Annotated in this window: 10 protein-coding genes; 2 read left to right on the top strand and 8 right to left on the bottom strand. The window is 61.1% G+C overall.

All coding sequences use genetic code 11. The features are described from left to right. Positions 1-265 precede the first annotated feature (265 nt). Positions 266-7,336, top strand: coding sequence for a TcdA/TcdB pore-forming domain-containing protein (locus BMY45_RS06685; RefSeq protein WP_092395881.1), 7,071 nt, complete (start codon positions 266-268; stop codon positions 7,334-7,336). Positions 7,337-7,412: 76 nt separating this feature from the next. Here the strand turns inward: BMY45_RS06685 and BMY45_RS06690 are convergent, their stop codons facing one another. The 8 genes from BMY45_RS06690 to prmA form a co-directional block, all read right to left on the bottom strand. Further along, positions 7,413-8,009 (bottom strand): MarC family protein, encoded by a 597-nt coding sequence (locus tag BMY45_RS06690; RefSeq protein ID WP_047227382.1) that lies wholly within the window; start codon positions 8,007-8,009, stop codon positions 7,413-7,415. 63 nt (positions 8,010-8,072) lie between these two features. Next, positions 8,073-10,847, bottom strand: coding sequence for a hybrid sensor histidine kinase/response regulator (locus tag BMY45_RS06695; RefSeq protein ID WP_092395883.1), 2,775 nt, complete (start codon positions 10,845-10,847; stop codon positions 8,073-8,075). A 99-nt stretch (positions 10,848-10,946) separates the two neighbouring features. Further along, the gene (gene purD, locus BMY45_RS06700; RefSeq protein ID WP_092395885.1) at positions 10,947-12,242 is read right to left on the bottom strand and encodes a phosphoribosylamine--glycine ligase; all 1,296 of its coding nucleotides are present in this window, start codon (positions 12,240-12,242) and stop codon (positions 10,947-10,949) included. Between the two features lie 150 nt (positions 12,243-12,392). Further along, the gene (purH, locus tag BMY45_RS06705; RefSeq protein WP_092395887.1) at positions 12,393-14,000 is read right to left on the bottom strand and encodes a bifunctional phosphoribosylaminoimidazolecarboxamide formyltransferase/IMP cyclohydrolase; all 1,608 of its coding nucleotides are present in this window, start codon (positions 13,998-14,000) and stop codon (positions 12,393-12,395) included. 83 nt (positions 14,001-14,083) lie between these two features. After that, entirely contained in the window at positions 14,084-14,404 is a 321-nt protein-coding gene (gene fis / locus BMY45_RS06710; protein ID WP_025211617.1) for a DNA-binding transcriptional regulator Fis, read from the bottom strand. Further along, a complete protein-coding gene (dusB, locus tag BMY45_RS06715; protein WP_092395889.1) occupies positions 14,401-15,408 on the bottom strand; it encodes a tRNA dihydrouridine synthase DusB in 1,008 nt (335 codons plus the stop codon). Before dusB ends, fis begins: the two co-directional genes overlap by 4 nt. 185 nt (positions 15,409-15,593) lie before the next feature. Next, positions 15,594-16,832, bottom strand: a complete 1,239-nt coding sequence (locus BMY45_RS06720) for a DUF3426 domain-containing protein (protein ID WP_092395891.1) — start codon at positions 16,830-16,832, stop codon at positions 15,594-15,596. A 30-nt stretch (positions 16,833-16,862) separates the two neighbouring features. Further along, positions 16,863-17,741, bottom strand: a complete 879-nt coding sequence (gene prmA, locus BMY45_RS06725) for a 50S ribosomal protein L11 methyltransferase (RefSeq protein WP_092395893.1) — start codon at positions 17,739-17,741, stop codon at positions 16,863-16,865. A 190-nt stretch (positions 17,742-17,931) separates the two neighbouring features. Here prmA and BMY45_RS06730 point away from each other — a divergent pair, with 190 nt between their 5' ends. Next, complete coding sequence (locus BMY45_RS06730) at positions 17,932-21,900, top strand: type III effector 1 (RefSeq protein WP_092395895.1); 3,969 nt, start codon at positions 17,932-17,934, stop codon at positions 21,898-21,900. Positions 21,901-21,927: the final 27 nt, after the last annotated feature.

Genomic DNA, 21,927 nt, shown 5'->3' on the forward strand with positions numbered 1-21,927 from the left:
CCAGTGAGTTGCTCACTTACTGCCGGTTATAAAAATCGATGGAAAACCAAGTTGCCGTTGAACTTCTTGTTACAGGGCGCTTGTGTTTTTATTTGGAAATTTATTCAGTTTGAATGACGTCCGGTGATGCGTTAGTTTTGCGTCACCTTATCGGACATGTTGCGTTCTTAACGTTAACTATCCAAGTGCCTGGAGGCACTTATGGACTGCTGTTGCCTGAAATCGGCCCCAGCATATTTATATGCAATAAATGGAATTATTGGTGATGAGTGAGAGCGGAATAAGATCGGCGCAAGGTTACGTCGATTTCATGGGTTTGTTGAAACTGAAGGATCTTGAGCAAGCATTGATGCCGCATAAAGGCACTGATCAATACGAGGCGGTGCTGCGCTATTATTTTGGCTGTATCGCCTCGCTGGATTCGCCATCGATGTTGGAGCCGCTGGGGCTGCTCAAGCAGGCATTGAGGGCGTTTCTGGGCACTGGGCGTCAACGACGCACGGCGGAGCTGGAACCGTCCGGTGCAGCTGAGGCTGTGGACCTGGCGCACATCTACACGACCGTCGAAAGTTTTGAAACACGTCTGCACAACAGCGTCGAGCAGTTAAGAACAGTGGCGCTCGAAGTTCCTAAAAAGTTGCATTTCGTCTGGCTGGGAGGCGGTATTGGCGCGATTCAGCGCGACTACATCAATGTCTGGAAACAAGTGATGGCCGAGGAAGGCTATCAACTTAGTCTCTGGTATGACAGCGATGCGTTGTTGGCTTATGAAGCCAATCGGATCATTGTCGAAGCCGCCAAGGCCGATGCCATGCTCCAGGGTGCAATGGATATTACCGATGCATTTGAATTGGGTGATCGCTACGAAGAGCGAGTGATTGTCCTGAAGCAGCAGATGTTCGCTCATATCAAGGAAGTGGTGGAAAACGGCGGTAGTGGCGATGACGCGAGGATCGATCTGCTGGTCCGAGCCTATGGCCAGGACAAGGCTCGGCTGACTGCCCTGAAGGCGGCCAACCTGCTCAGCCTTTCGGCCTTGGCCGAAGGGAGCCTGACATTGCGTGATCTTGCCCAGGGCGAGGCTCCCTTGCAGTTGCAAGATATCTACGAGCGGGAGATCAGCCTGCGTTGCAACCTGGCTTCAGGCTCCGATGTGGTACGCGTCGAAGCACTGTTCAACGAAGGCGGCCTCTACGCCGACGTCGATAACCTGCCGCCCTTGCTGGATAAACTGGGAAGCGTGGACATCCGCGAGTTCCAGACGGACGCACGCCTGGGCGTGCTGCAGCTGCTGCTCGATCGCAATCCTGAGTGGATGCCCGGTCGTCAGGCTTTGCGTGGTAAATACACGAACTATCAAGACCAGATCCCATTGGAAAGCCGTGAGGCGCTCGAGCGTTTCGCTGACAGCAAGCCTGAGCTCAAGCAGGTGTTTGGCATACCGGCAGAGCGTCTCGCCCGGCCGTATGAATTGCGCGCTGTCGCCGAGCAGCATTCGATGAGCAACGCGTTCCTGATGGCTCATCCAGGGGCCGCGATGCTCAAGACCGTCATCGATCGTTTCAGGCTCAACTATGAGATCGTCGATGCCACCGCGCGCTTGGCCGATGAGCAAAACGTTGCCCTCACCGACATCCACGCCATGGAAGATCTTGCTGCGCAAGCTGCGACAGCGGTGTTCGGCAACTTGCGTGAGCTGTCCCCGGAAGAGGAAATGGCGGTCTCTTTTCTGGCTCAGGCAGCCGCCACTTACTACAGCGACGGCATCCGCCCCCAGAGCGAAGTGACCATCTACCTGACCGGGCCTGGTGCCATGCGCGCCGCCATGCTGGATTATCAGCGGGCGAACTTCACGCCTCGAAGCGCTGAAAACTGGCGAGCGGAGATCGCCATTCCCGCCGTCGCTACGGTGAACCGGGCCACCGAGGAAGAACTGGATCATTCCTGGAAAGAGAACGAAAAAGACGGCGTGCAATGGCTCGGCAATGAGAAAAAAAACTGGCAACAGGGCCGCTTCCAGGCACGTTACGCCGGTGAGCTGGCGGAACTGCTCAAATACCGCACGCTTCAGTTCGATGAAGGCTGGCCGGTGTTGGAAGGGCGTCACGTGCTGTCGACCGATGTGCTGCAGCATTTGGCCGATCAGTTGGGTGAGCCTTTCATGGCGATGATGGGGAGCAGCCACACCGGTGTGGTGGCCTTCGACCAGCCGATACCGCTGAGTTTCGACGCGCGCCAGGCGATCCGCGCCCAAAGTTCCAGTCTGCTGCCGCCTGCGTCGTTGGGCGATTCGCAGACGCAGCGGCTTTCTGTCGCTGAGCTGCTGGGCCAACTTGCCGATGGCCATCTCGACGTGGCGCAGTTGAGCCCCCTGCAACGTCTGCTGCTGGGGACTTTGATCGGCGCAAAGTCCCTGGATAATCGCAACTTCGATGCACTTCGCCCGCAATTGGACAACCTGGCCAACAACCTTGGCGAACGGGGGACCGTGGGCAGCTACGCCATGATCGAGCAGGCGTTATACCGACAGCACGCGCCAGCATTCCTGGCCGGATTGGCCGACCCGGTCGAGTATTCGCTCCTGCATGCGGACACTGCCCTGGGCCTGAAGAAAGACGCCTTGGAGCGGCCGCTGACGTTGCGCCAATGGGGCCGGCAAGTGGCTCGGATCCAGCGGTTGGCGCAGATTGAGTACCGTACCCGGGTCACCGAGCGTGTCGGTGTCGTGCTGGATGGTTTCGAGGCCGACGTGACCAAGCCTGTGCCGCAGGATCTGCTGCTTCAGGGCGAAGGAGACAGGGTGGGCGGACGTTGCTATCCATTGACCCTGGCCATGGCGGCTGCGTTGTCGGCGGGGAAGGCAGCGGTCAACACCCTGCGCGAGCGGTTCTACCTGGGGGCCATCGAGCCCGAGGCAAGCGATTGCGTGACCTTTTTGCAAGGGGTGGAAGCGTTGCGCGATGTGCAGACCGGCGACGTCGGCAGTGCGCTGGCGCGCTCGGACCTGAAACAGGTCGTGGAGATTCTGCAAGCCAGGACGACCACCAGCACGTTGATGCTCAGCTCCGACAACCACGCCATGCTGGTGGCAAGGACCGTCGAGGGCGAGCGCAGTACCTATCACTTCTACGATCCGAATTTCGGCGTATTCGAGTTCGAGCACGCCACGCGGTTCAGGCAGGCGCTGGAGCGCTTCTTCCTCGATCAGGGGATGGCCGGTTATTACGCGGCGTACGGCGAGGCGACGCATCCGACCTTCGATCTGCTTGAGCTGGACGGTGAGCGAGTAGCGGAAATCGAGCTGCCGGGTGCGATCAAGGTCTCGGATCTGCTGCAACCCGCAGCCTTGCCAGGACAGGCGCAACGTCCTGTGCGACAGCGGCTGGCCTCTGCCCGTGGGCAATCGCTGATGAGCAATTCCCGGCTTGGCAGTTGCCTGATGGCGCTCGATGGCCATTGGTGGGGGCAACAGATCGCGCACGTGACCACCGGCCTTCAGCAGCAGGATCAGTTGGCGCCGCGGTTTGTGCCGTTGTTCGAGACCCTGGAGATCACCCCGGACGGCTCGTACCGGGTGAGCCTGATCGATCCTGAAGATCCCGAGCACCTGGTGCGGGTAACCTCAGATGACCATCGACTCCTGCGTATCAAAAGCTACCTGTCGGAACGCTTCCTGGCCCTTGCCAACAAGCCCTCCGTGCCCAGCGATCCTGTCGAGGTGGGAAGTGTTCACACCCTGAATGCCGGCTTCGCCATCCAGGCGCTGATGATGGCGTTGACCGCGCATGAAGGGGCTGATCGGCCCCTGTCTCTGGCCGTGCGGCTGCACGCCTATGTCAATTACGCGCAATTGGTGCATGGCGTCGTGTCCGATGTGGCGGGTCTGGTCGGGCTGGTCCGACAGGCCCTGGCAGAAGAGAAACTCATCGCCCGCACCGTCGCTCCGGTGGTCAAGGCGGCCGTAGGGTCTGGCTTGAGCGAAGCGACCGGCGGCCTCCTGCAACTGGCGAATGTCGGGTTCGACATCTACCAATTGGTGACCGCGACCAACGAAGTCGCACGCGCCCAGTTCGGCACTCAATTGGCGTTCGACTCGGCCGGGCTGGTGTTGTCGGCCGGAGCGCTCGCAGCAGGCGCCACCACCGCCGGCGCTTTTCTTGGCGGGGCCGGGGTGATCCTGGGTGGGTTGGCGGTGGGGGTGGCGGCGCTGGCCCAAGGGTTTGCGACCATTGCCGAGCAAGCCAAACAGGTCGGGCTGTTCTTCGACGAGATGACTAAGGCGCATCTGCAGCCCTATCGGTTTGACGCGCATGGCAAGGCCTGGCTCCCGCACTCGTCATTGATTGTCCGGACACTGGACCTGGCTCGCGGCCAACTTCAGCTGGACAGTCCCAGGCTGTATCCGTTGCGGGATCATTTCGGCGTGCCGACGTTCGATCTCGACTATGACCGGTCGATCGATATTCGCCGCGAATTGCGCCTGCCCGGTCGGGTCATGTTCACACCCCCCGCCGGCCAGGCCATCGTACTGCCCGGCACGCCGCAAGCCTGCTATCGCTATGAGTACAAGGCGCTGCCATTCGCCAGCTTGCGCCATGACGCCGGGTTCGACACCGCACGGCGCCTGGAGAAGAGAAAGGCCGATGGCGGGTGGCTGTTCCTGTTTTCGTTCTACTCGTTCCCCAGCGACTACATTCTGAATCGCCTGGTCCCGGACTACCGGCCAACGGTCATCGATGTGCTGCTCGACGACCACGAGCGTTCACTGGTGGTGCCTGCCGTTCCCACGGACTGGCAAGGGAAGATTGCCTATCAGATCCGCAGCGCCGGCAAACGCTGTGTGGTGACGCTCAATCCCGGTGTGAGCCTCACCCTGGAGTCGTTGAGCCTGCACGAGGCCAGTTGGGTGCTGGACGCTCCGTGGGCCACCGAGGGCGATATCCGGCTCGAGCGCAGCAGCAGGATGTTCGTGGGCGATATCCAGGTGAACTTCACGGGGCCCCGCCGCCACCAAATATTGCTGCGCCTCAGCGAGAACCAGGTATTCCAGGTCGAGATGACGGAGCTCAAGCTGAGCCTCATCGAGCAGGACGTGCCGCCAGGCATGGAACGGCAGACCTTGCAGACGCACCTCAAGGCCCTGGCCCGGGAGCACCGTCTGGTGATGCCCTACACGCCTGTCCACCACTATCTGGTTCCGTTCGAAAAGCCGGACGAGCCTCGTTACATCACCGCTTGGTATGACACCCGGGAAGATCGTTTCCTGTATATCCGCAACGACGTACCGGGTGCCGAAGACGCGATCCTGGGGACCGTGGCGGGCGGCTGCGCCTACTTTTTCGAACCAGAGAACGTGATTGTCTGGCAAGTCGATGCGGTCACCGGGCTGCTGAGCCACCGTTATTGGTTATGGCCGGCGAAAGGCAAGCAGACGACCATCAAAAGTATCGAGGCGGACCCTCAGGGAGTGGTGCATGTGGTGCAGGAAGTCACCCGCGAGGATCAGACCACCGAGGTGCTGGTCTATGTCATCCATGATGGGCAGTTGCTGCTGAGTTCTGTGACCCGGGATCTCGATCCGACGCTGGAGTCAGTCTTCAGCGCCAGCGAAACGCTGGCCGACTGGTCGCAGGTGTTGGGCGCGGGCTATCCCTTTACCCCGTACGTCGGTGATCGTACCTATGCCACCGTCAACTGGCAGCCGGCCCCCTTTGTTTCGGTCTGCTGGAAGATCGAGGAGACGTTGCGAGACATGGCCTGGATTCGCCGCAGCGACCAATTGATCATCCGTCCCTCGCCGAGACGCAATCATTACCGGGGATGGCCGGACTCGATCAAGAATCTCACCGATCTGACGCTGCTCACACCGGCGCAGGGGAGCAATGTGTTTGTCATCTACGACAAGACCAAGCAGGAGCTGTGCCGCAGGCAGCGCACCCTGGTGGAGGGAAAAGGGCAGTGGTCCAACCGGTGGCTACGCTCCGAGAAACTGGACAATATCATCGCCGTCGAGGACGGCTATCTGGCTCTGATGTCCGATGGCCTGTTCTACAACCTGACGGACCAGGGACGCCAGGAACTGGGCGGTGTGACTGAACATTGGTTCAAGGACCGCGTGCATTGGTGGTCGGAATTGGAACCGTTAGCCCGACGCTATCCGGGCAAGCCCCTCGCTCTGATCGGCCTGGCCAACTTCACCGGGGACGCGAAGCTGGGGGCCTGGTACATCGACAACAGATTGCTGTTGATCGACCCGGGGCACGGTAAGGAAGTGCGCCTGCTGAGCGCAACGCCGGACGGCGAGGCAGCCTGGTTATTCGATGCTTCAAGTGGGGAGGTCTATCGCCAGGCGTTTATCGATCCGCAACGCCTGGAGCCGGCCTTTGGCGAAGGTTCCCAACTGTTGCAGGCTGACGCGCTGCCCGTCCCACAGCGCGTATGGGCGCCTTGGCAATTCGCCGAACTGACGGTTGAAGGGGCGGGTTTGCGCGGCGTGACATTCGAAGGCGTGGTGGTCTCGTTGCGAGACCCGGAGCCGGCGTTCATCACCGGTGTCACGCTTGAGTGGGTCATCGCTCAGGGTGGGCGTGAGCGTGAGGGGCTTAAGCGATTGCTGGAGTATCCCTTCCATGGCCCGCTGTTGTCGGTGGAGGATCCGGATAACCTGAAATGGTTCGTCACCCAGAGCAAACGCCTGATCCGGGTACCACGGGCCGCGGTTCCCGAGTCTTTCGAAGTGCTTGGGACGCAGAAACAAACCAATCTGCTGATTCATGAAGGTGACAATGGAAAACTGCTCACCTATCCGGACATAGGGCATGCGGGGCCCCTCAGTTATGTACAGCGCAATGGCGAAGTCATGGTCATGGAGGGACAGACGAAGATCGAGGACCTCCTGCCGCTGATGCCCGACGGTGTCACGACCCTGGTCCTGCGCATGGGGCAAGGTACGGAGAGTTATCGATTGTCGAAGGCGGCTTGGTTGAGGCTCGAATCGGTCATTGTCCATTGTCGGCATTCCCTGGACAACGCAGCAACAGAGCCGGGCAAGTTGATCTGGGAACTGGATGAGCCGGAAAAGTTGCTGCTCAGTCTTGTCGACGAACACTTGGTCATCATCGACCCGGACAGTGGGCACAGCGTGATATTTCGTGAGGCGTATGCCGCGGATATCGGCCTGCGGGGCGACGTCCTGCTCAGTTTCGAAAAACATCGGCGTTACGCTGTTTCGACGCTGATTCAGCGAATGGACGCTCGGCACAGTACCCAGGGCAGTGTAGCGCTGAAAGAGCTGCTGAGCGTCCCGGCCGTTGTGGAAAACAGCTTGGCGGATTAATGCAGGTTTAAATACCGATTTAAATCAGTCTATCGTTCGTGGGGCGATTCTCCGCACATTGAGGCTGCTGGTGTGGCTAGGGCACCAGGTAGCCTCTGACCCCGGTAAAGATGATCTGCGCGGCCAGCGCGCAGACGAACAACCCCATCAGGCGACTGACGATCTGTAAGCCCTGGTCACCGAGAATCCGCTCGATGCGGCTGGACAGGTAAAGCACCACGCCAACGGTGAAACTGGCCAGGGCGATGCTGATGATGGCCATGAGTTTGTCGTCCCAGTGCGGCTGGCTCACGCCCATCACCAGCAAGGCGCCAATGGTGCCGGGGCCGACCGTCAACGGAATGGTCAGCGGGACGATGGTCACGTCCTGCTGAACATTATCTGTCTGTACGGCTGATTTGCCTTGAGCCATGCCCAGCGCCGAAATGAATAGCACGCTGCCGGCGCCGATGCGGAATGCATCCACGGTGATGCCGAACACGCTGAAAATCACCCGTCCGAACAAATACAGCAATACGCTGGACACCAGCGTCGCGATCGCGACTTTCCAGGCCAGGCGCCGTTGTTCCTTGCGCGAGTAGCCGCGAGTCAGGCCGATAAAACACGACAGCACGAAGAAGGGGCTGTAGAGCACCAGCATCTTCAGATAAACGCTGAACAACACATGAAGCATGGTCGAGGCTCAAGGCGGAGAAAGACGTCGGGGAGTCTATCAGGCGTTTTGGTGTCTGTCGGCTCAGGACGTCTGTGCTGTGCGATTCTGCTGGTCGCGCTGGGCCACCCAGTGTTCGATCAGCTCGCGCAGTTGCGACAGTTCCACCGGTTTGGCCATATGGCCGTCCATCCCGGCCTGACGGGCGCGCTCCTTGTGCTCGGCCAGGATGTGCGCGGTGAGCGCGACCACGGGCGTGCGGGTTCGCTGGTTACCCATTTCCCAGGCGCGTAGCTGTTGCGTGGCGGAAAAGCCGTCGAGGATCGGCATTTCGCAGTCCATCAAGACCAGGTCGTAGCGCTGCTCCTTCATGGCCTTGAGGGCTTCCTCGCCGTTGCTGGCGGTATCGGGTTGCAGGTTGAGCTTGCCAAGCATGCCACGGATGACCTTGGTGGAAATGCTGTTGTCTTCGGCCACCAGGATGCGGAAGTCGCTGGGTACTTTTACCGGAACGACAGGGCCTGCGCCCGTCGGTATGCTCGGTGCCTGGCCTTTGTTGCGCTGGTTGAGTTCGTCCGCCAGGGTGGTCTTGAGGGTATAGCCGGCCACCGGTTTGGCGAGGATGCGCTTGACCCCGCTGTTGCGTGCCACGACCTTGCTCGGCGCGTTGCTGATACCGGTGAGCATGATCAACAGGATGTCGTGATTCAGGCTCGGGTCTTCCTTGATCTTGGCCGCCAGTTGCATGCCGGTCATGCCGGGCATGTTCTGGTCCAGCAGCACCACGTCGAAGTAGTCCCGCAGGTGCGCCTTGGTGCGCAGCAGCGCCAGGGCTTCCTTGCCCGAGGGTACGGCGCTGACGTTCAGGCCCCAGGCGCTGCATTGCTGTACGAGCACTTTGCGGCAGGTGTCATTGTCGTCGACGATCAACACTCGCGCCCCTTGCAGCGGACCATCGAGGTCGGAGGTCGGATGCTCGAGGCGATCCGGGTCCAGGGGCAAGGTCAGCCACAAGGTACTGCCTTGGTTGCTGCCGCTTTTGATGCCGAACTCGCCGTGCATCAGCATGATCAATTGCCGGGCGATGACCAGGCCCAGGTTGCCGCCCAGGCGGGTGGCCGAGAGGAAGTTCTTGCTGTGCAATTCGGCATGCATCAGCGTGTCGCGCTCTTCGGCGTCCATGGGCGTTCCGCTGTCCTGCACCGCGATGCGCAGGCGCGGCTGATTGCTGCGCTCGTCCAGCGCCACGACAATCAACACTTCGCCTTCGTCGGTTTTTTTCAGGGCGTTTTCCAGCAGGCTCAACAGCGCCTGGCGCAACCGTGTCGGGTCACCGCTGATCACTCGCGGCACCTGGGGCTGGATAAAGCTGATCAATTCGACATTCTGCTGTTCGGCTTTGGCGCGGAAGATGCTCAGGCAGTCTTCGATCAGCGCGTTGAGGTCGAACTGCACGTCGTCCAGTTCGATCTGCCCGGACTCCAGCCGGGAAATGTCGAGGATCTCGTTGATCAGGGTCAGCAGTTCGTTGCCGGCGCTGTGGATCGTCTGCACGTAATCGCGCTGCTTGACCGACAGCGGTGTGCCCAGCAGCAGCTCGGTCATGCCCAGTACGCCGTTCATCGGCGTACGGATCTCGTGGCTGATCTTGGCCAGGAACTCGGCCTTGGCATTGATCTCGGCATTGCTTGCCGCCAGGTCGCGGCTGATGCTGAAACGGCTCTCGTTGATTGAGCGCTGGCGCTCGCCCAGGGCAACACTCATCAGCAGGCCGCTGACGCAGATGAACCCCAGCAGGGTGATGATCAGGCCCTGGGGAGCGACTTCCGTCAGCCCTTGCAGGGCTGGAAGGATGATCAGCGTGCCCAGGTTGAAAACCACCATGGCGGCGACAAACAGCCGTGCCGGGCGATAGCCCTTTTGCCAGTGCCAGGCGCTGACGAACAGCATGCTCAGGCCGGCCAGCGCAACCAGGGCATAGGTCATGATATTGAGTGGCAGTGTGTTCACGAACAACAGCAACAGGCTGCACAGCGTGATGAACACGATGTCTCCCAGCAGCAGCCGGTTCAACGGGTGCGGGCCCAGGGGCGCGAAGAAGCGGTAGGCGAACATCAGGCCGCAGGGCGCGGTCAGCAGCAGGGCCAGATAGGCCCCCGGCGTCTGAATGGCCGGCCAGTCGGGCAGCCAGGCGCCTGCCAGGTTCAACAGCAGCACCAGGCTGAGCATCAACAACCCTTCGCAGGCCGCCAGCCACAGGCAACTGCGTGAGCGGGTATAGGCGTAGCGGGTCAGGTTGTGCAGGATCAGCATCGCGATGCAGCCGAACAGCAACCCGTAGATCAGCGTCTGGTTCTGATTGGCCGCCGCCTGTATCGCCGGTTCCAGTGTGACATAGGGCCGCAGTTCGTGCCGGGACGCCAGGCGCAGGTAGACGTCCAGCTGTTTGTCGCTGCGCGGCAGGGCCAGCAGGTAATCGCTGCTGGGCAGGGGGTGTTCAATACGTGGCAGGGCATCGCCGCCGACCTGTTGGTCCACCAGGGTATCGCCGTCCAGCACATAGAGGTTCAGGCGAGACAGGTCGGGTGCAAAGATACGCAGTATTTGTTCATGTGGGTCGGGGGCCAGCCGGAAACGCAACCACAATGCCCCGCCCGGCTCGGCGGCCCTCAGGCGGTCCAGGTCGATGGGGCTGAATTGATTGGTGTAGCGGGCAGAACGGATGTCGCTCAGCTTCAGGTCGCCCTGTTCGTCGAGCAATACCGCCCAACCACTGCCTGGCGCGGCCTGAGCCGGGAGCGTGCAGAGCAGTGTCAGCAGGGTGACGGTTAAACCTATGGCAATCCTGAGCCAGCGCACGGCGAAATCCCTTCGTAGGTTGATGCCAGATTATAACTATGCGCGGCGCCGGAGCAGACAGGCAAGGGCCATGGGCGCTTGCCGGTCTGAATGGCCGGGTTATTCCAGATTTTCGCCACGCTCGCGGGCAATGGCGCGGTAGCCAATGTCCTTGCGGTAGAAACAGCCTTCCCAGTCGATCTCGGCGGCAAGCTTGTAGGCCTGCTGCTGAGCCGCGTCGACACTGGACCCCATGGCGGTGGCGCAAAGCACGCGACCGCCGGCGGTGACCACCTGGCCATCCTTCAGCGCGGTCCCCGCATGGAAAACCTTGCCTTCCAGCCCGGCTGCAGCCTCCAGGCCTTGTATTGCTTTACCTTTAGCGTAGTCGCCCGGGTAACCCCCGGCTGCCAGTACCACACCGACGCTTGGACGCGGATCCCACTGGGCTTCGACCTTATCCAGTGCCTGGGCCAGGGCGGCTTCGACCAGCAGCACCAGGCTCGATTGCAGGCGCAGCATCACCGGCTGGGTCTCAGGATCGCCGAAACGGCAGTTGAATTCGATGACTTTTGGGTTACCAGCCTTGTCGATCATCAGGCCGGCATACAGGAAGCCGGTGTAGACGTTGCCTTCCTCGGCCATGCCGCGCACGGTCGGCCAGATGACCTGGTCCATGACCCGCTGATGGACCTGGGCGGTGACCACCGGGGCAGGGGAGTAAGCACCCATGCCGCCGGTGTTCGGGCCGCTGTCGCCATCGCCAACACGTTTGTGGTCCTGGCTGGTGGCCATTGGCAGGACGTTCTTGCCATCGACCATGACGATGAAGCTGGCTTCTTCGCCGTCGAGGAACTCTTCGATCACCACCCGGGAACCGGCGTCCCCGAAGGCATTGCCGGCCAGCATATCGCGCACGGCGTCTTCGGCTTCGGCCAGGGTCATGGCCACGATCACGCCTTTACCGGCGGCCAGACCGTCGGCCTTGATCACGATCGGCGCGCCTTTTTCGCGCAGGTAAGCCAGGGCCGGATCGATCTCGGTGAAGTTCTGGTAGTCGGCGGTCGGAATCTTGTGACGTGCCAGGAAATCCTTGGTGAACGCTTTCGAGCCTTCCAGCTGCGCGGCGCCGGACGTCGGGCCGAAGCAGTCCAGGCCACGGGAGCGGAACAGATCGACCACACCGGCAACCAGCGGCACTTCCGGGCCGACGATGGTCAGCGAGACGTTCTTCTCGGCGAAGTCGGCCAGTTGTTCCAGGGCCAGCACGTCGATGGCGACGTTTTCGCATTTGGCTTCGATGGCGGTACCGGCATTGCCCGGTGCCACGAAAACCTTCTGCACACGCGGATCCTGAGCTACTTTCCAGGCCAGGGCGTGTTCACGGCCACCGCTGCCAATGATCAAAACATTCATTTCAAAAACCTCGAAAACTGTGGGGGCGCTGCAATCCCCTGCAGGAGCTGACGAGTGAAACGAGGCTGCGATCTTTTGATCTGGCTGTGATGCGAAATCAAAGATCGCAGCCTCGTTTCACTCGTCAGCTCCTACAAGGGGAGCGGTGTATCAGTGACGGAAGTGGCGCATGCCGGTGAACACCATGGCGATGCCGGCCTCATCAGCGGCGGCAATCACTTCATTGTCACGCATCGAACCACCCGGCTGGATCACCGCAGTGATGCCGACCTTGGCCGCGTTATCGATGCCGTCGCGGAACGGGAAGAACGCATCGGAGGCCATGACCGCGCCCTGTACCTGCAAACCGGCGTGTTCAGCCTTGATCGCGGCGATGCGGGCCGAGTTCACGCGGCTCATCTGGCCGGCGCCGACGCCGATGGTCTGGCGGTTCTTGGCGTAGACAATGGCGTTGGACTTGACGTACTTGGCCACTTTCCAGGCGAAGATCAAATCGTTGATTTCCTGTTCGCTTGGGGCGCGCTGGGTCACCACTTTCAAATCTTCGCTGCCGATCATGCCGATGTCGCGACTTTGTACCAGCAGGCCGCCGTTGACACGCTTGTAGTCCCAGGCCGGCGCGCGGTCGGCCGACCATTGACCGCAGGCCAGCAGGCGCACGTTGGCCTTGGCGGCGACGATGGCACGGGCTTCTTCGCTGACCGAAGGGGCGATGATCACTTCGACGAACTGACGCTCGACGATGGCCTTGGCGGTTTCGGCGTCCAGTTCACGGTTGAAGGCGATGATGCCGCCGAATGCCGATTCGGTGTCGGTGGCGTAGGCCAGTTCGTAGGCCTGGCGGATGCCGCCCTCGGCGTCGGGGCTCACGGCCACGCCGCACGGGTTGGCATGCTTGACGATCACGCAGGCAGGCTTGACGAAGCTCTTGACGCATTCCAGCGCCGCATCGGTGTCGGCCACGTTGTTGAAAGACAGTTCCTTGCCTTGCAGCTGGGTGGCGGTGGCGATACCGACTTCGGCAGGTTTGGCTTCCACATAGAACGCCGCGCTCTGATGCGGGTTCTCGCCGTAGCGCATTTCCTGGGCCTTGACGAACTGGGTGTTGAAGGTGCGTGGGAATTCGCTGCGGCCTTCGGTCGACAGGGTTTCAGCGGCCTGGTTCACGGTGCCCATGTAGTTGGCGATCATGCCGTCGTAGGCGGCGGTGTGTTCGAAGGCCTTGAGCATCAGGTCGAAACGCTGGGCGTAGGTCAGGCCACCGGCCTTGAGGTTTTCCAGCACGCTGGCGTAGTCACTGGCGTTGACCACGATGGCCACGTCTTTGTGGTTCTTGGCCGCCGAGCGGACCATGGTCGGGCCGCCGATGTCGATGTTTTCAATGGCGGTCGGCAGGTCGCAACCTGGCTTGTTGATGGTGGCTTCGAACGGGTAGAGGTTGACGGCCACCAGGTCGATCGGCTTGATGCCGTGCTCGTTCATGATGGCGTCGTCGATGCCGCGACGACCCAGGATCCCGCCGTGGATCTTCGGGTGCAGGGTCTTGACCCGACCGTCCATCATTTCCGCAAAACCGGTGTAGTCCGCGACTTCCACTGCGGCGACGCCGTTGTCCTGCAGCAGCTTGAAGGTCCCGCCGGTGGAGAGGATCTCGACGCCCAGCTGTTGCAGTTCGCGGGCGAATTCGAGGATCCCGGTCTTGTCGGAGACGCTGATCAAGGCGCGGCGGATCGGCAGGCGGGTGGTCTGGTCGGTCATTTCAATTTCCATCAAAAGCAAGGGAAGTCAGCAAAAAAGGCGACCGTTTTTTACGCGGGCGCCTTTCTGGTTTGATTGAATGCTTACAGCAGATCGTACTGCTTGAGTTTCTTGCGCAGGGTGCCGCGGTTCAGGCCCAGCAGCTCACTGGCCTTGGTCTGGTTGCCCTTGACGTAGTTCATCACGCTCTCGAGCAGAGGTGCCTCGACTTCCGAAAGCACCAGGTTGTACACATCCGTGACGGCAGCGCCCTCAAGGTGGGCGAAATAATTGTGCAGCGCCTTCTCGACACTCCCGCGAAGGGTCTGACCTTCTTCGCTGGGCGTATTGAGGTGCTGTTTCAAATTTACGTTGTCGCTCACGGGTGTTATTCCACTCACTAAAGTCTCGGTCATCATCGTCATGCGGCCACCCCTTCGTCCCCTGTCAGGCTCTTGTAACGCTCAGCGAAGAACGCCTGAACGTCGGCGCATTGTGCTTGCGTACCATCCAAACGATTGAAACGGGCGCGAAACTCCCTGGCGCCCGGCAGGGTTGCGAGATACCAGCCCACATGCTTGCGAGCGATGCGTACACCCATGACTTCTCCGTAGAAGGCATGCAGCGCGGCCAGATGCTCTAGCAGAATACGTTCCACCTCGGACAGTTGCGGCGCAGCGAGCTTTTCGCCGGTGCGCAGGAAGTGTTCGATTTCACGAAAAATCCATGGCCGCCCCTGGGCAGCCCGGCCGATCAACAACCCGTCGGCACCCGTCGCGTCCAGCACGTACCGGGCCTTTTCGGGCGAGTCGATATCGCCGTTGGCAAAGACCGGAATCGACACCGCCTGCTTGATCGCGGCGATGGTGTCGTACTCGGCCTCGCCGGTGTACAGGTCGGCACGGGTGCGGCCATGCACCGCCAGCGCCGTGATGCCTGCCTGTTCGGCGATCTTCGCCACCGTCAGGCCGTTCTTGTTCTCCCGGTCCCACCCGGTGCGGATCTTCAGGGTCACCGGCACATCGACTGCGGCGACGACCGCCTGCAGGATCTCGGTGACCAGCGCTTCATCCTTCAGCAGTGCCGAGCCTGCAGCCTTGTTGCAGACCTTCTTCGCCGGACAGCCCATGTTGATGTCGATGATCTGTGCGCCCAGCTCGACATTGGCCCGGGCCGCCTGCGCCAGCATCTGGGCATCGCCACCAGCGATCTGCACCGAGCGGGGCTCGGGATCGCCTTCGTGGATCATGCGCAGACGCGATTTGCGGGTGTTCCACAAACTCATGTCGCTGCTGACCATTTCCGAAACTACCAGCCCGGCGCCCAGTCGCTTGCACAGCTGACGAAAGGGCTGGTCGGTGACGCCCGCCATTGGGGCGAGAACCAGGCCGTTCTGTAATGTATATGGGCCGATGCGTACCGCCGACATAGGACTTCCCTGAAGTGGGGCCGGATCATGAGACTTCGAAAAAGGGTTGGCATGATACCCGCTCTCGATGACTGGATAAAGGTCGAATTGGATAAAATCTGAACAGCTATTTTGTTATCGCCAGCGGTTTGGTTCGGGTGCGCTGAGTCAGAAAGCTGCCGCCAATCGCCCGGCCCGGGTGTGTATCACTCTGGTGAATGAAAGCTCAGGCTGTAGTTCACCGCTTTCGGTCCCGGGTCCAGGATATCCAGGGCAATATGAATGGGCGTCTGCGGCGGCATTTCTCCCAGGCCTTCGACATCGCCGCCCAGATATTCACCGGGCTTGAAACGGCGACTGGCGATCAAATGCCCGTTGAGGTCGGCGAAACGCAGCTCCAGCAGCGGGAAAGGCTGGGAGAACGGCGCACGGTTGTAGATGATTGCGTCCACCACCAGGGCGCCGCTGAACTCCGGATGGCTGCGCACCACCAGGTTACTGCTTTTGATTTTGGCGATGTCGACCTTGGATGGCACGTCGCAGCCGATGGTCGGGCAAATCTGCAGGAACCACGGGCGATACTGATCCTGACGGGCCAGTTCTTCGAAGTGGTAGGCGATGTACTGGCCGGCCAGGGCCGCGGCGGCAAACAGTATCAACAGGCCCCATAGCAAGCGCCGGCCCCAGGGCGAGCGACGCTTGCGCCAGTCCAGTTGCAGCGGATCGTCATCCAGATCCTGAAGGGCCTCGGCGCGTATTCCGGGTTCATGGCGCTCGCGTGCCTTGCGCGTCGGCACCGCCTGCAGAGGTGCTTCGTCGTGATCATCGTGATCATCGCTGGCAGACAAGCTCTCAAAGTGTTCGTGGGGCTCGTCGTCCGGCTCCAGGCGTAGCGGGGTGACCGGTTCGTCGTCCGGTTCCAGTGGTTCCAGCGCCAGGGACAAGGACGGTTCGGTGCGCGGAGGCCGGGCCGGTTCATGGGGCGCGAAAGGTTCGACCGGGGGCTGGAGGGTCGTTTCGTCGCGCTCGCTGGTGGATTCGCTGTACAGGCTGTCGGACCAGGGTTCCTGGTCGTTCGAGAGCGGGTCGCGTTGCGCGCTCAGGTTGTCTTCACGACGTCGGCCGAAGGTATCCGGCGCACGCTTGTCACGCCGTTCCAGTCGAGCCAGTTCCTTGTCCAGATCATCGAGGTCCAGCTCGGCGGCGGTCCATTGCTTCTGGCTGATCGCACGGGGCGGGGATTCGGCAGCGGGCGTCTTGATTGGCGGTGCCAGGGGCGTGACGGTTTCCTTGGCAGCATGCTGTTCGAGCAATTGCCGTGCGGCATTGAACACTTGCAGGCACGAGCCACAGCGAACCACCCCGCGGGCCACGCTCAATTGAGTGTGGCTGACGCGAAAACTGGTGTGGCAATGCGGGCACTGGGTGACGAAGCTGTCAGTCATGCGGCGATCCGGTTGATACAGGCGCCCATTCTAGCGCCGACGACCGGTGATGCGCACCCAGCCATCGCGACTGGCGATGGGGTCCAGATCAAAGTCTGCGGCATAGGCCGCAGCGACTTCTTCACCCTGTTCGGCCAGGATGCCCGACAGCGCCAAGCGTCCGCCCGGCTTGACCAGGCTCGACAACTGCGGCGCCAGGGACACCAGCGGACCGGCCAGGATGTTGGCCACCAGTACGTCGGCCTGAACCTGTGGCAAGTCTTGCGGCAAGTACAGGGGGAACAGCTCTGGGGCAATGTTGTTGCGCCCGGCGTTGTCGCGGGAGGCTTCCAGGGCCTGGACGTCGATGTCGGTGCCGACCGCTTCCTTGGCGCCCAACAGCAGCGCGGCAATGGCCAGGATCCCCGAGCCGCAGCCGAAGTCGAGCACGTTGCAGTCTTTGAGGTCCTGGCCGTCGAGCCATTCCAGGCACAGCGCGGTGGTCGGGTGCGTGCCAGTGCCGAACGCCAGCCCTGGGTCCAGCAGCAGGTTCACCGCATCCGGCTGCGGCGCGGCATGCCAGCTCGGCACGATCCACAGGCGCTGACCGAAGCGCATCGGCTGGAAGTTATCCATCCAGCTGCGTTCCCAATCCTGGTCTTCGATCACTTCGCTGTGATGCTCGGGCAACGGGCTGCCGGTGAGCAGCTCCAGATGTGCCAGCACGCTGGTCGGCTCGGTGCCACCTTCGAAAAGGGCCAGCAGGTGAGTGTGGGACCACAACGGCGTGGTATTGAGTTCCGGCTCGAAGATCGGCTGGTCTTCGGCGTCCATGAAAGTTACCGATACGGCGCCGACTTCAAGAAACGCGTCTTCGTAGGTTTCGGCTTGTTCCGGGCTGATAGCCAGACGTACTTGCAGCCAAGGCATGGCGGGCACCTTTGGAAAAATCTACTGGGGGCAGCGCAGGGCTGCAAAGGCGCGCAGTGTACGCCAGGTCGCCGTCAAAGTGGATAAGCGAGTCTTGCGCCGCCCTGCTGGTGTTTCGATATATATATGTATGACATGCGGGCGCTGGCGGGCGGATAAGGTGCGGGTCCACACAACAGGGAGGAATGTGATGGACAACACTGCCGAGCGGCAAGGCAACACGAGCGGCGCGGGGCCGGTATCTTCCCCGCAGGCGGAAACTGCACAAGTCATTCTGGAGAGGCTGGCTCGTTGGCAGGCTGCTATCGACCAGCGATTACACGCCCAGATGACCTTGCTGGAGGTGCTGGAAGAGTATGTCTTGGTCGAACTGCGCAACCACTATTACCACGGCAACATAGACCCGCATTTCATTGGCACCCTGCTCGACACGGTGCTGCAACGCATGATCGATCAGAAACCGCTGGTTAGCGATGAAGAACAGGAGGCGCCCTACCGCTGGCCGGACGGGGCTGACCTGGGTTTTCCGACTGAGCGCCAGGCGATTATTGTCCAGGCGGTGGAGGGGGGCGCCTCGGGTTTTATTCATCACTACAAGGACTATCTGCGACGCCATTGGCGAATGGCGGAGCGCGACGCCTCGCTTGAAGCGCTGCTCAAGCATAAGCTCGATGAGCACATGGCTGCAGTCGAGCTGCTTTTCCAGCCTGGTTCCTTGGAGGGCCTGGAGGTCGATGAGCTTAGAGCGAAAATCGAAGCGCTCCAGCACCGCTGGCGGCAGATGAGTCAATTGACCGCATTGGCGACGATGCAGGAGCGTCAAAGCCTTGAGGCCATCGCGCGTTTGCAATTGTCTGATTGGTTGCGAGGGCTAAGCGAAGCTGATCATAAAAAGCTGAGGGCTTTTCAGGACCAGACCTCCCAGGCCCAGGCACTGCTGGATGGACTGCTCGATGGCCTGGGTTCGCGGCAGGCTTTTGCCCGGCATCTGGTCAAGGATTATGTCAGGCGTGAGCGGGACATGGACGTCGAGCCGGACCGCATTCGAGTGCAACTGCAGTGGCGAAGTGTGATGGGGCAGCCGGTGCAGACCCGTAGCCTGAGCGAGTTGCTGGCGGCCGGCCCCATAAGGCCGGACACCGTGGCGGTGTTTCTGGTGGAAAACGGCGCCATGCTGCGTAACCAGCCGCTTTCGCCAGCATTCATTAGTCAATTGCTGGCGGATGTTGATGCCCCGGCCGGGTACTTGCAGGCACTGGTCGACCTGTATGGCCGAGGGGATCTGAAAGACGCCATGTTCGATTGGTTCTCGGCACGATTGCAGCAAAGTGCGTTCATAGCCCGCTGCGCGGGTCATTTGAAGGTGACCCACCATGAAGCTCTCAAGGCTCTGTGGGAGGGCGAAGCTTCGGAGCAGTCCGCCAGCGTTCTGCGGGTTAGCTGTCTGGTGCTTCCAAACACGTTGAAGTGTGCCGATTTGCTCTTGTTCTATCGCGAGGACCTGCAAGGCGACCTGCTGTTGTACGCCCCCGACAAACCGGATGGCCAGGAGTGGATCGAATTGCCCTCGCTTTGGGCCGTGAGCGTGGAGATAGGCGCCTGGACCCGCAGCGAAGCCGGTCGCGAGTACCTGCTGCAGCTGATCTCTGCGGGAGATCGGGGCGTGGCCCGGGAATACTTTGCCCGTGTGGCAGACAAGCCGATGACATGGGATACAAGCCGGGATCCCAGAGGTGCGGTGGCTGGCTTCAAGGCTTGCCTTGAAGACATCGTTGCAATGGGCCTGAACAACAACCTGGCACAGGTGGCATTGGACGAATCGCCTCGCTGGTACTCCGCCCTGCCGATAGAGGCGCGGCGAACCATCAGCAGCTTGAGCCAGGAACTTCTGGTCCATCAGCAGGTGTTCAATAAACAGCTGGAGGGCTACGAAGTCTTCGTGGATTTCGCCAAGCGTGTCGTCACGCAAGCGATTGCTCCTTACATGCGCAGCAAGGGCGTGCAGGCGCCGGTCGATCCCGAAACGGTGCTCATCGACTACAACCCAGGGTTGGCGGACGGCAAGACGAAGGTCGCCAGCCTGCTGGAGCTCGTTATCCATGGGTATGACGATAACTCGGGTATCGACAATCCCAGAAAAGGTGTGCGCTCCTCGGTGGGGCAGGACCTGGGGCAGGTCCGCAGTGCGGAGCTTGCGTCCTATATCCGGCGGGCATACGTGGGCGAGCAGTATGTACGGGAGGTCCGTGCCAGGTTCCTCGATGCCAGTGCCCCTGAATACACCGCACGGCGCAATGCCTACCGCAGCCTGTTGCTGACCCGGATGGACCGTGACCTGCGTGTCGCAACGGGCAAATCCCAGTTGAGCGCGAATGAGTTTTGGTGGCTTACCCGCCAAGTCACCCTACTGGGTGAGTCGGTGCCAGTGTCCGGTCCGGTGTATTCGGGGACCGTCGTGCAGCGCGAAGGGGTGATCAGGTTTTCCGTCGGCGGCCATATCGTGATGGGCGTCTACGTCTTCGCCTACTTCGATCCGAAGGGCGCCTATTGGCTGTACACGCCGGACGCCCCGGACGGTGTCACGTTTCGCCGATACCAGGACTTTTCCGGGGCGGTCGCCACGCGCCTGCATGACTATGTGCTGCAGCGGGTCGCGCTCGGCGCCCGCACGGCCGTCAGGCGTTCGTTGGCGGCGCTGGCGGCGACGAGCATTGGCGTCGACACATTGCGCGAGTTCAATCGAGTGAACGATATCCAGGCGGAGTTCGATGCCTACATCGAGCGCGCGCTCAGCGATGTGGAAGACGTCACCAAAAGTCGCGCCGAGGTGATCAGGCAGCAGATCATCAAGGGGCTGCTGTTTGCATCGGCTCCCGTGTGCCTGGTTTACCCGCCCTTCGCCTTACTGCTGGATGTCGCCTTTATTGCCGTCAGCGTCAAACAGGCCGCCGAGGCGCATGGGCAGGGCGATACGGATCGTGCGCTGGGCCACTGGCTGATGGCCTCCTGGGGCCTATTGTTCGCTGCCTTGGGGGGCGGGACCGTTGCTCCGCTACTGGGGCGGGCGGCCAGAAGCCTGAAGCTTGTCGTGAAGCCCATGTCACTGTCCGAGCAGCGCTTGGCAAGCATGGCGCCGCTGATTGCCAAAGAGCCCGGGCCGGTGATCCAGCCCATACGTTTCAAGCCGAAACAGGCGGTCGGCAAAGCGCCTGAGCATCTGGAGCTGGTAACCGGGGAGAGCATCTTCCAAGGCACCTATCGCAGCCCGCCCAGCGCATCGCAGCCACACACTACTTATTACATCCGCAGTAAAGGCAAGTACTACCAAGTGAAGGAAGACCCTTACTTCGGCGGTTTGTGCCTGGTGGATGCCAGTCGTCCCGGCGCCTTGTACAACCTGCCCATCCGCAGGGTGGGGAAGGGCAAGTGGGTACACAACGAGGTCGGGTTGAAAGGGGGCAATGATCAGATGCTTGTCCTGGGACGAGTGAATGATCTGCGAGAGGCGTTTCCCGGTCATGTCTTTCCGGATGTATCAAGGGGCGCGTTGCAGGGCGAGGCCGTGGTGGCAAGGTTCAGCGAGGCCGCGGCAGATAACTATCTGTTCTCCCTGAACGCGCAGACGTGCGTGATCGCGTCGTTGTATAACCCGACCACCAAGGCAGGGGCCGTTATCCATTTCGATCACAATATCCGCGCGCTGATCGAGCGCAGTCTGCGGGACGTGATGCGACGCCTGGGCGCAAACGCGAAGGATATTCGTACGACCCTGGTGGGTGGCGACTGGCTGACGGGGGCTGACATTGGCGGACGGGTCAGGTCGGCGATGCGGCGCCAGGGGCTGCGACCCACCTGGGATCATTGGTCGTATTCGTCCTGCTTCGGCAATATCTATGGTGTTTCACTGGATCTGCGCAGTGGTGTCTCGACGGTATTCAAGACATCGGCCAGTCAAGTCGAACGCTACTACATACCGGTGCTGGCGAGGGCGAAGAAGGGTTCTGATCCGGTGTCGGTGCGGGCTCGTGGGTTCATGACGCGCGTGCGCAGCGAACCGCTGGTAGCCAATGCCAGTGGTGCCGTTCTCACCCCGCAGGGTCGGCCAGCGACTGCGGCACAGATCGAAGCCCACGCGTTCCCTACGGTGGCGCTGAGCTGATCCATTTGGCCGTTATCCTTAAAGAGC

The sequence above is a fragment of the Pseudomonas sp. NFACC39-1 genome (assembly GCF_900110355.1).
Lineage (GTDB): Bacteria > Pseudomonadota > Gammaproteobacteria > Pseudomonadales > Pseudomonadaceae > Aquipseudomonas > Aquipseudomonas tehranensis.

What these genes read in the sequence shown, in the direction of transcription:
- BMY45_RS06685 (WP_092395881.1), top strand. Translation starts at nt 266, where the DNA reads ATGAGTGAGAGCGGAATAAGATCGGCGCAAGGTTACGTCGATTTCATG.
- BMY45_RS06690 (WP_047227382.1), bottom strand. Translation starts at nt 8,009, where the DNA reads ATGCTTCATGTGTTGTTCAGCGTTTATCTGAAGATGCTGGTGCTCTAC.
- purD (WP_092395885.1), bottom strand. Translation starts at nt 12,242, where the DNA reads ATGAATGTTTTGATCATTGGCAGCGGTGGCCGTGAACACGCCCTGGCC.
- purH (WP_092395887.1), bottom strand. Translation starts at nt 14,000, where the DNA reads ATGACCGACCAGACCACCCGCCTGCCGATCCGCCGCGCCTTGATCAGC.
- fis (WP_025211617.1), bottom strand. Translation starts at nt 14,404, where the DNA reads ATGACGATGATGACCGAGACTTTAGTGAGTGGAATAACACCCGTGAGC.
- dusB (WP_092395889.1), bottom strand. Translation starts at nt 15,408, where the DNA reads ATGTCGGCGGTACGCATCGGCCCATATACATTACAGAACGGCCTGGTT.
- BMY45_RS06720 (WP_092395891.1), bottom strand. Translation starts at nt 16,832, where the DNA reads ATGACTGACAGCTTCGTCACCCAGTGCCCGCATTGCCACACCAGTTTT.
- prmA (WP_092395893.1), bottom strand. Translation starts at nt 17,741, where the DNA reads ATGCCTTGGCTGCAAGTACGTCTGGCTATCAGCCCGGAACAAGCCGAA.
- BMY45_RS06730 (WP_092395895.1), top strand. Translation starts at nt 17,932, where the DNA reads ATGGACAACACTGCCGAGCGGCAAGGCAACACGAGCGGCGCGGGGCCG.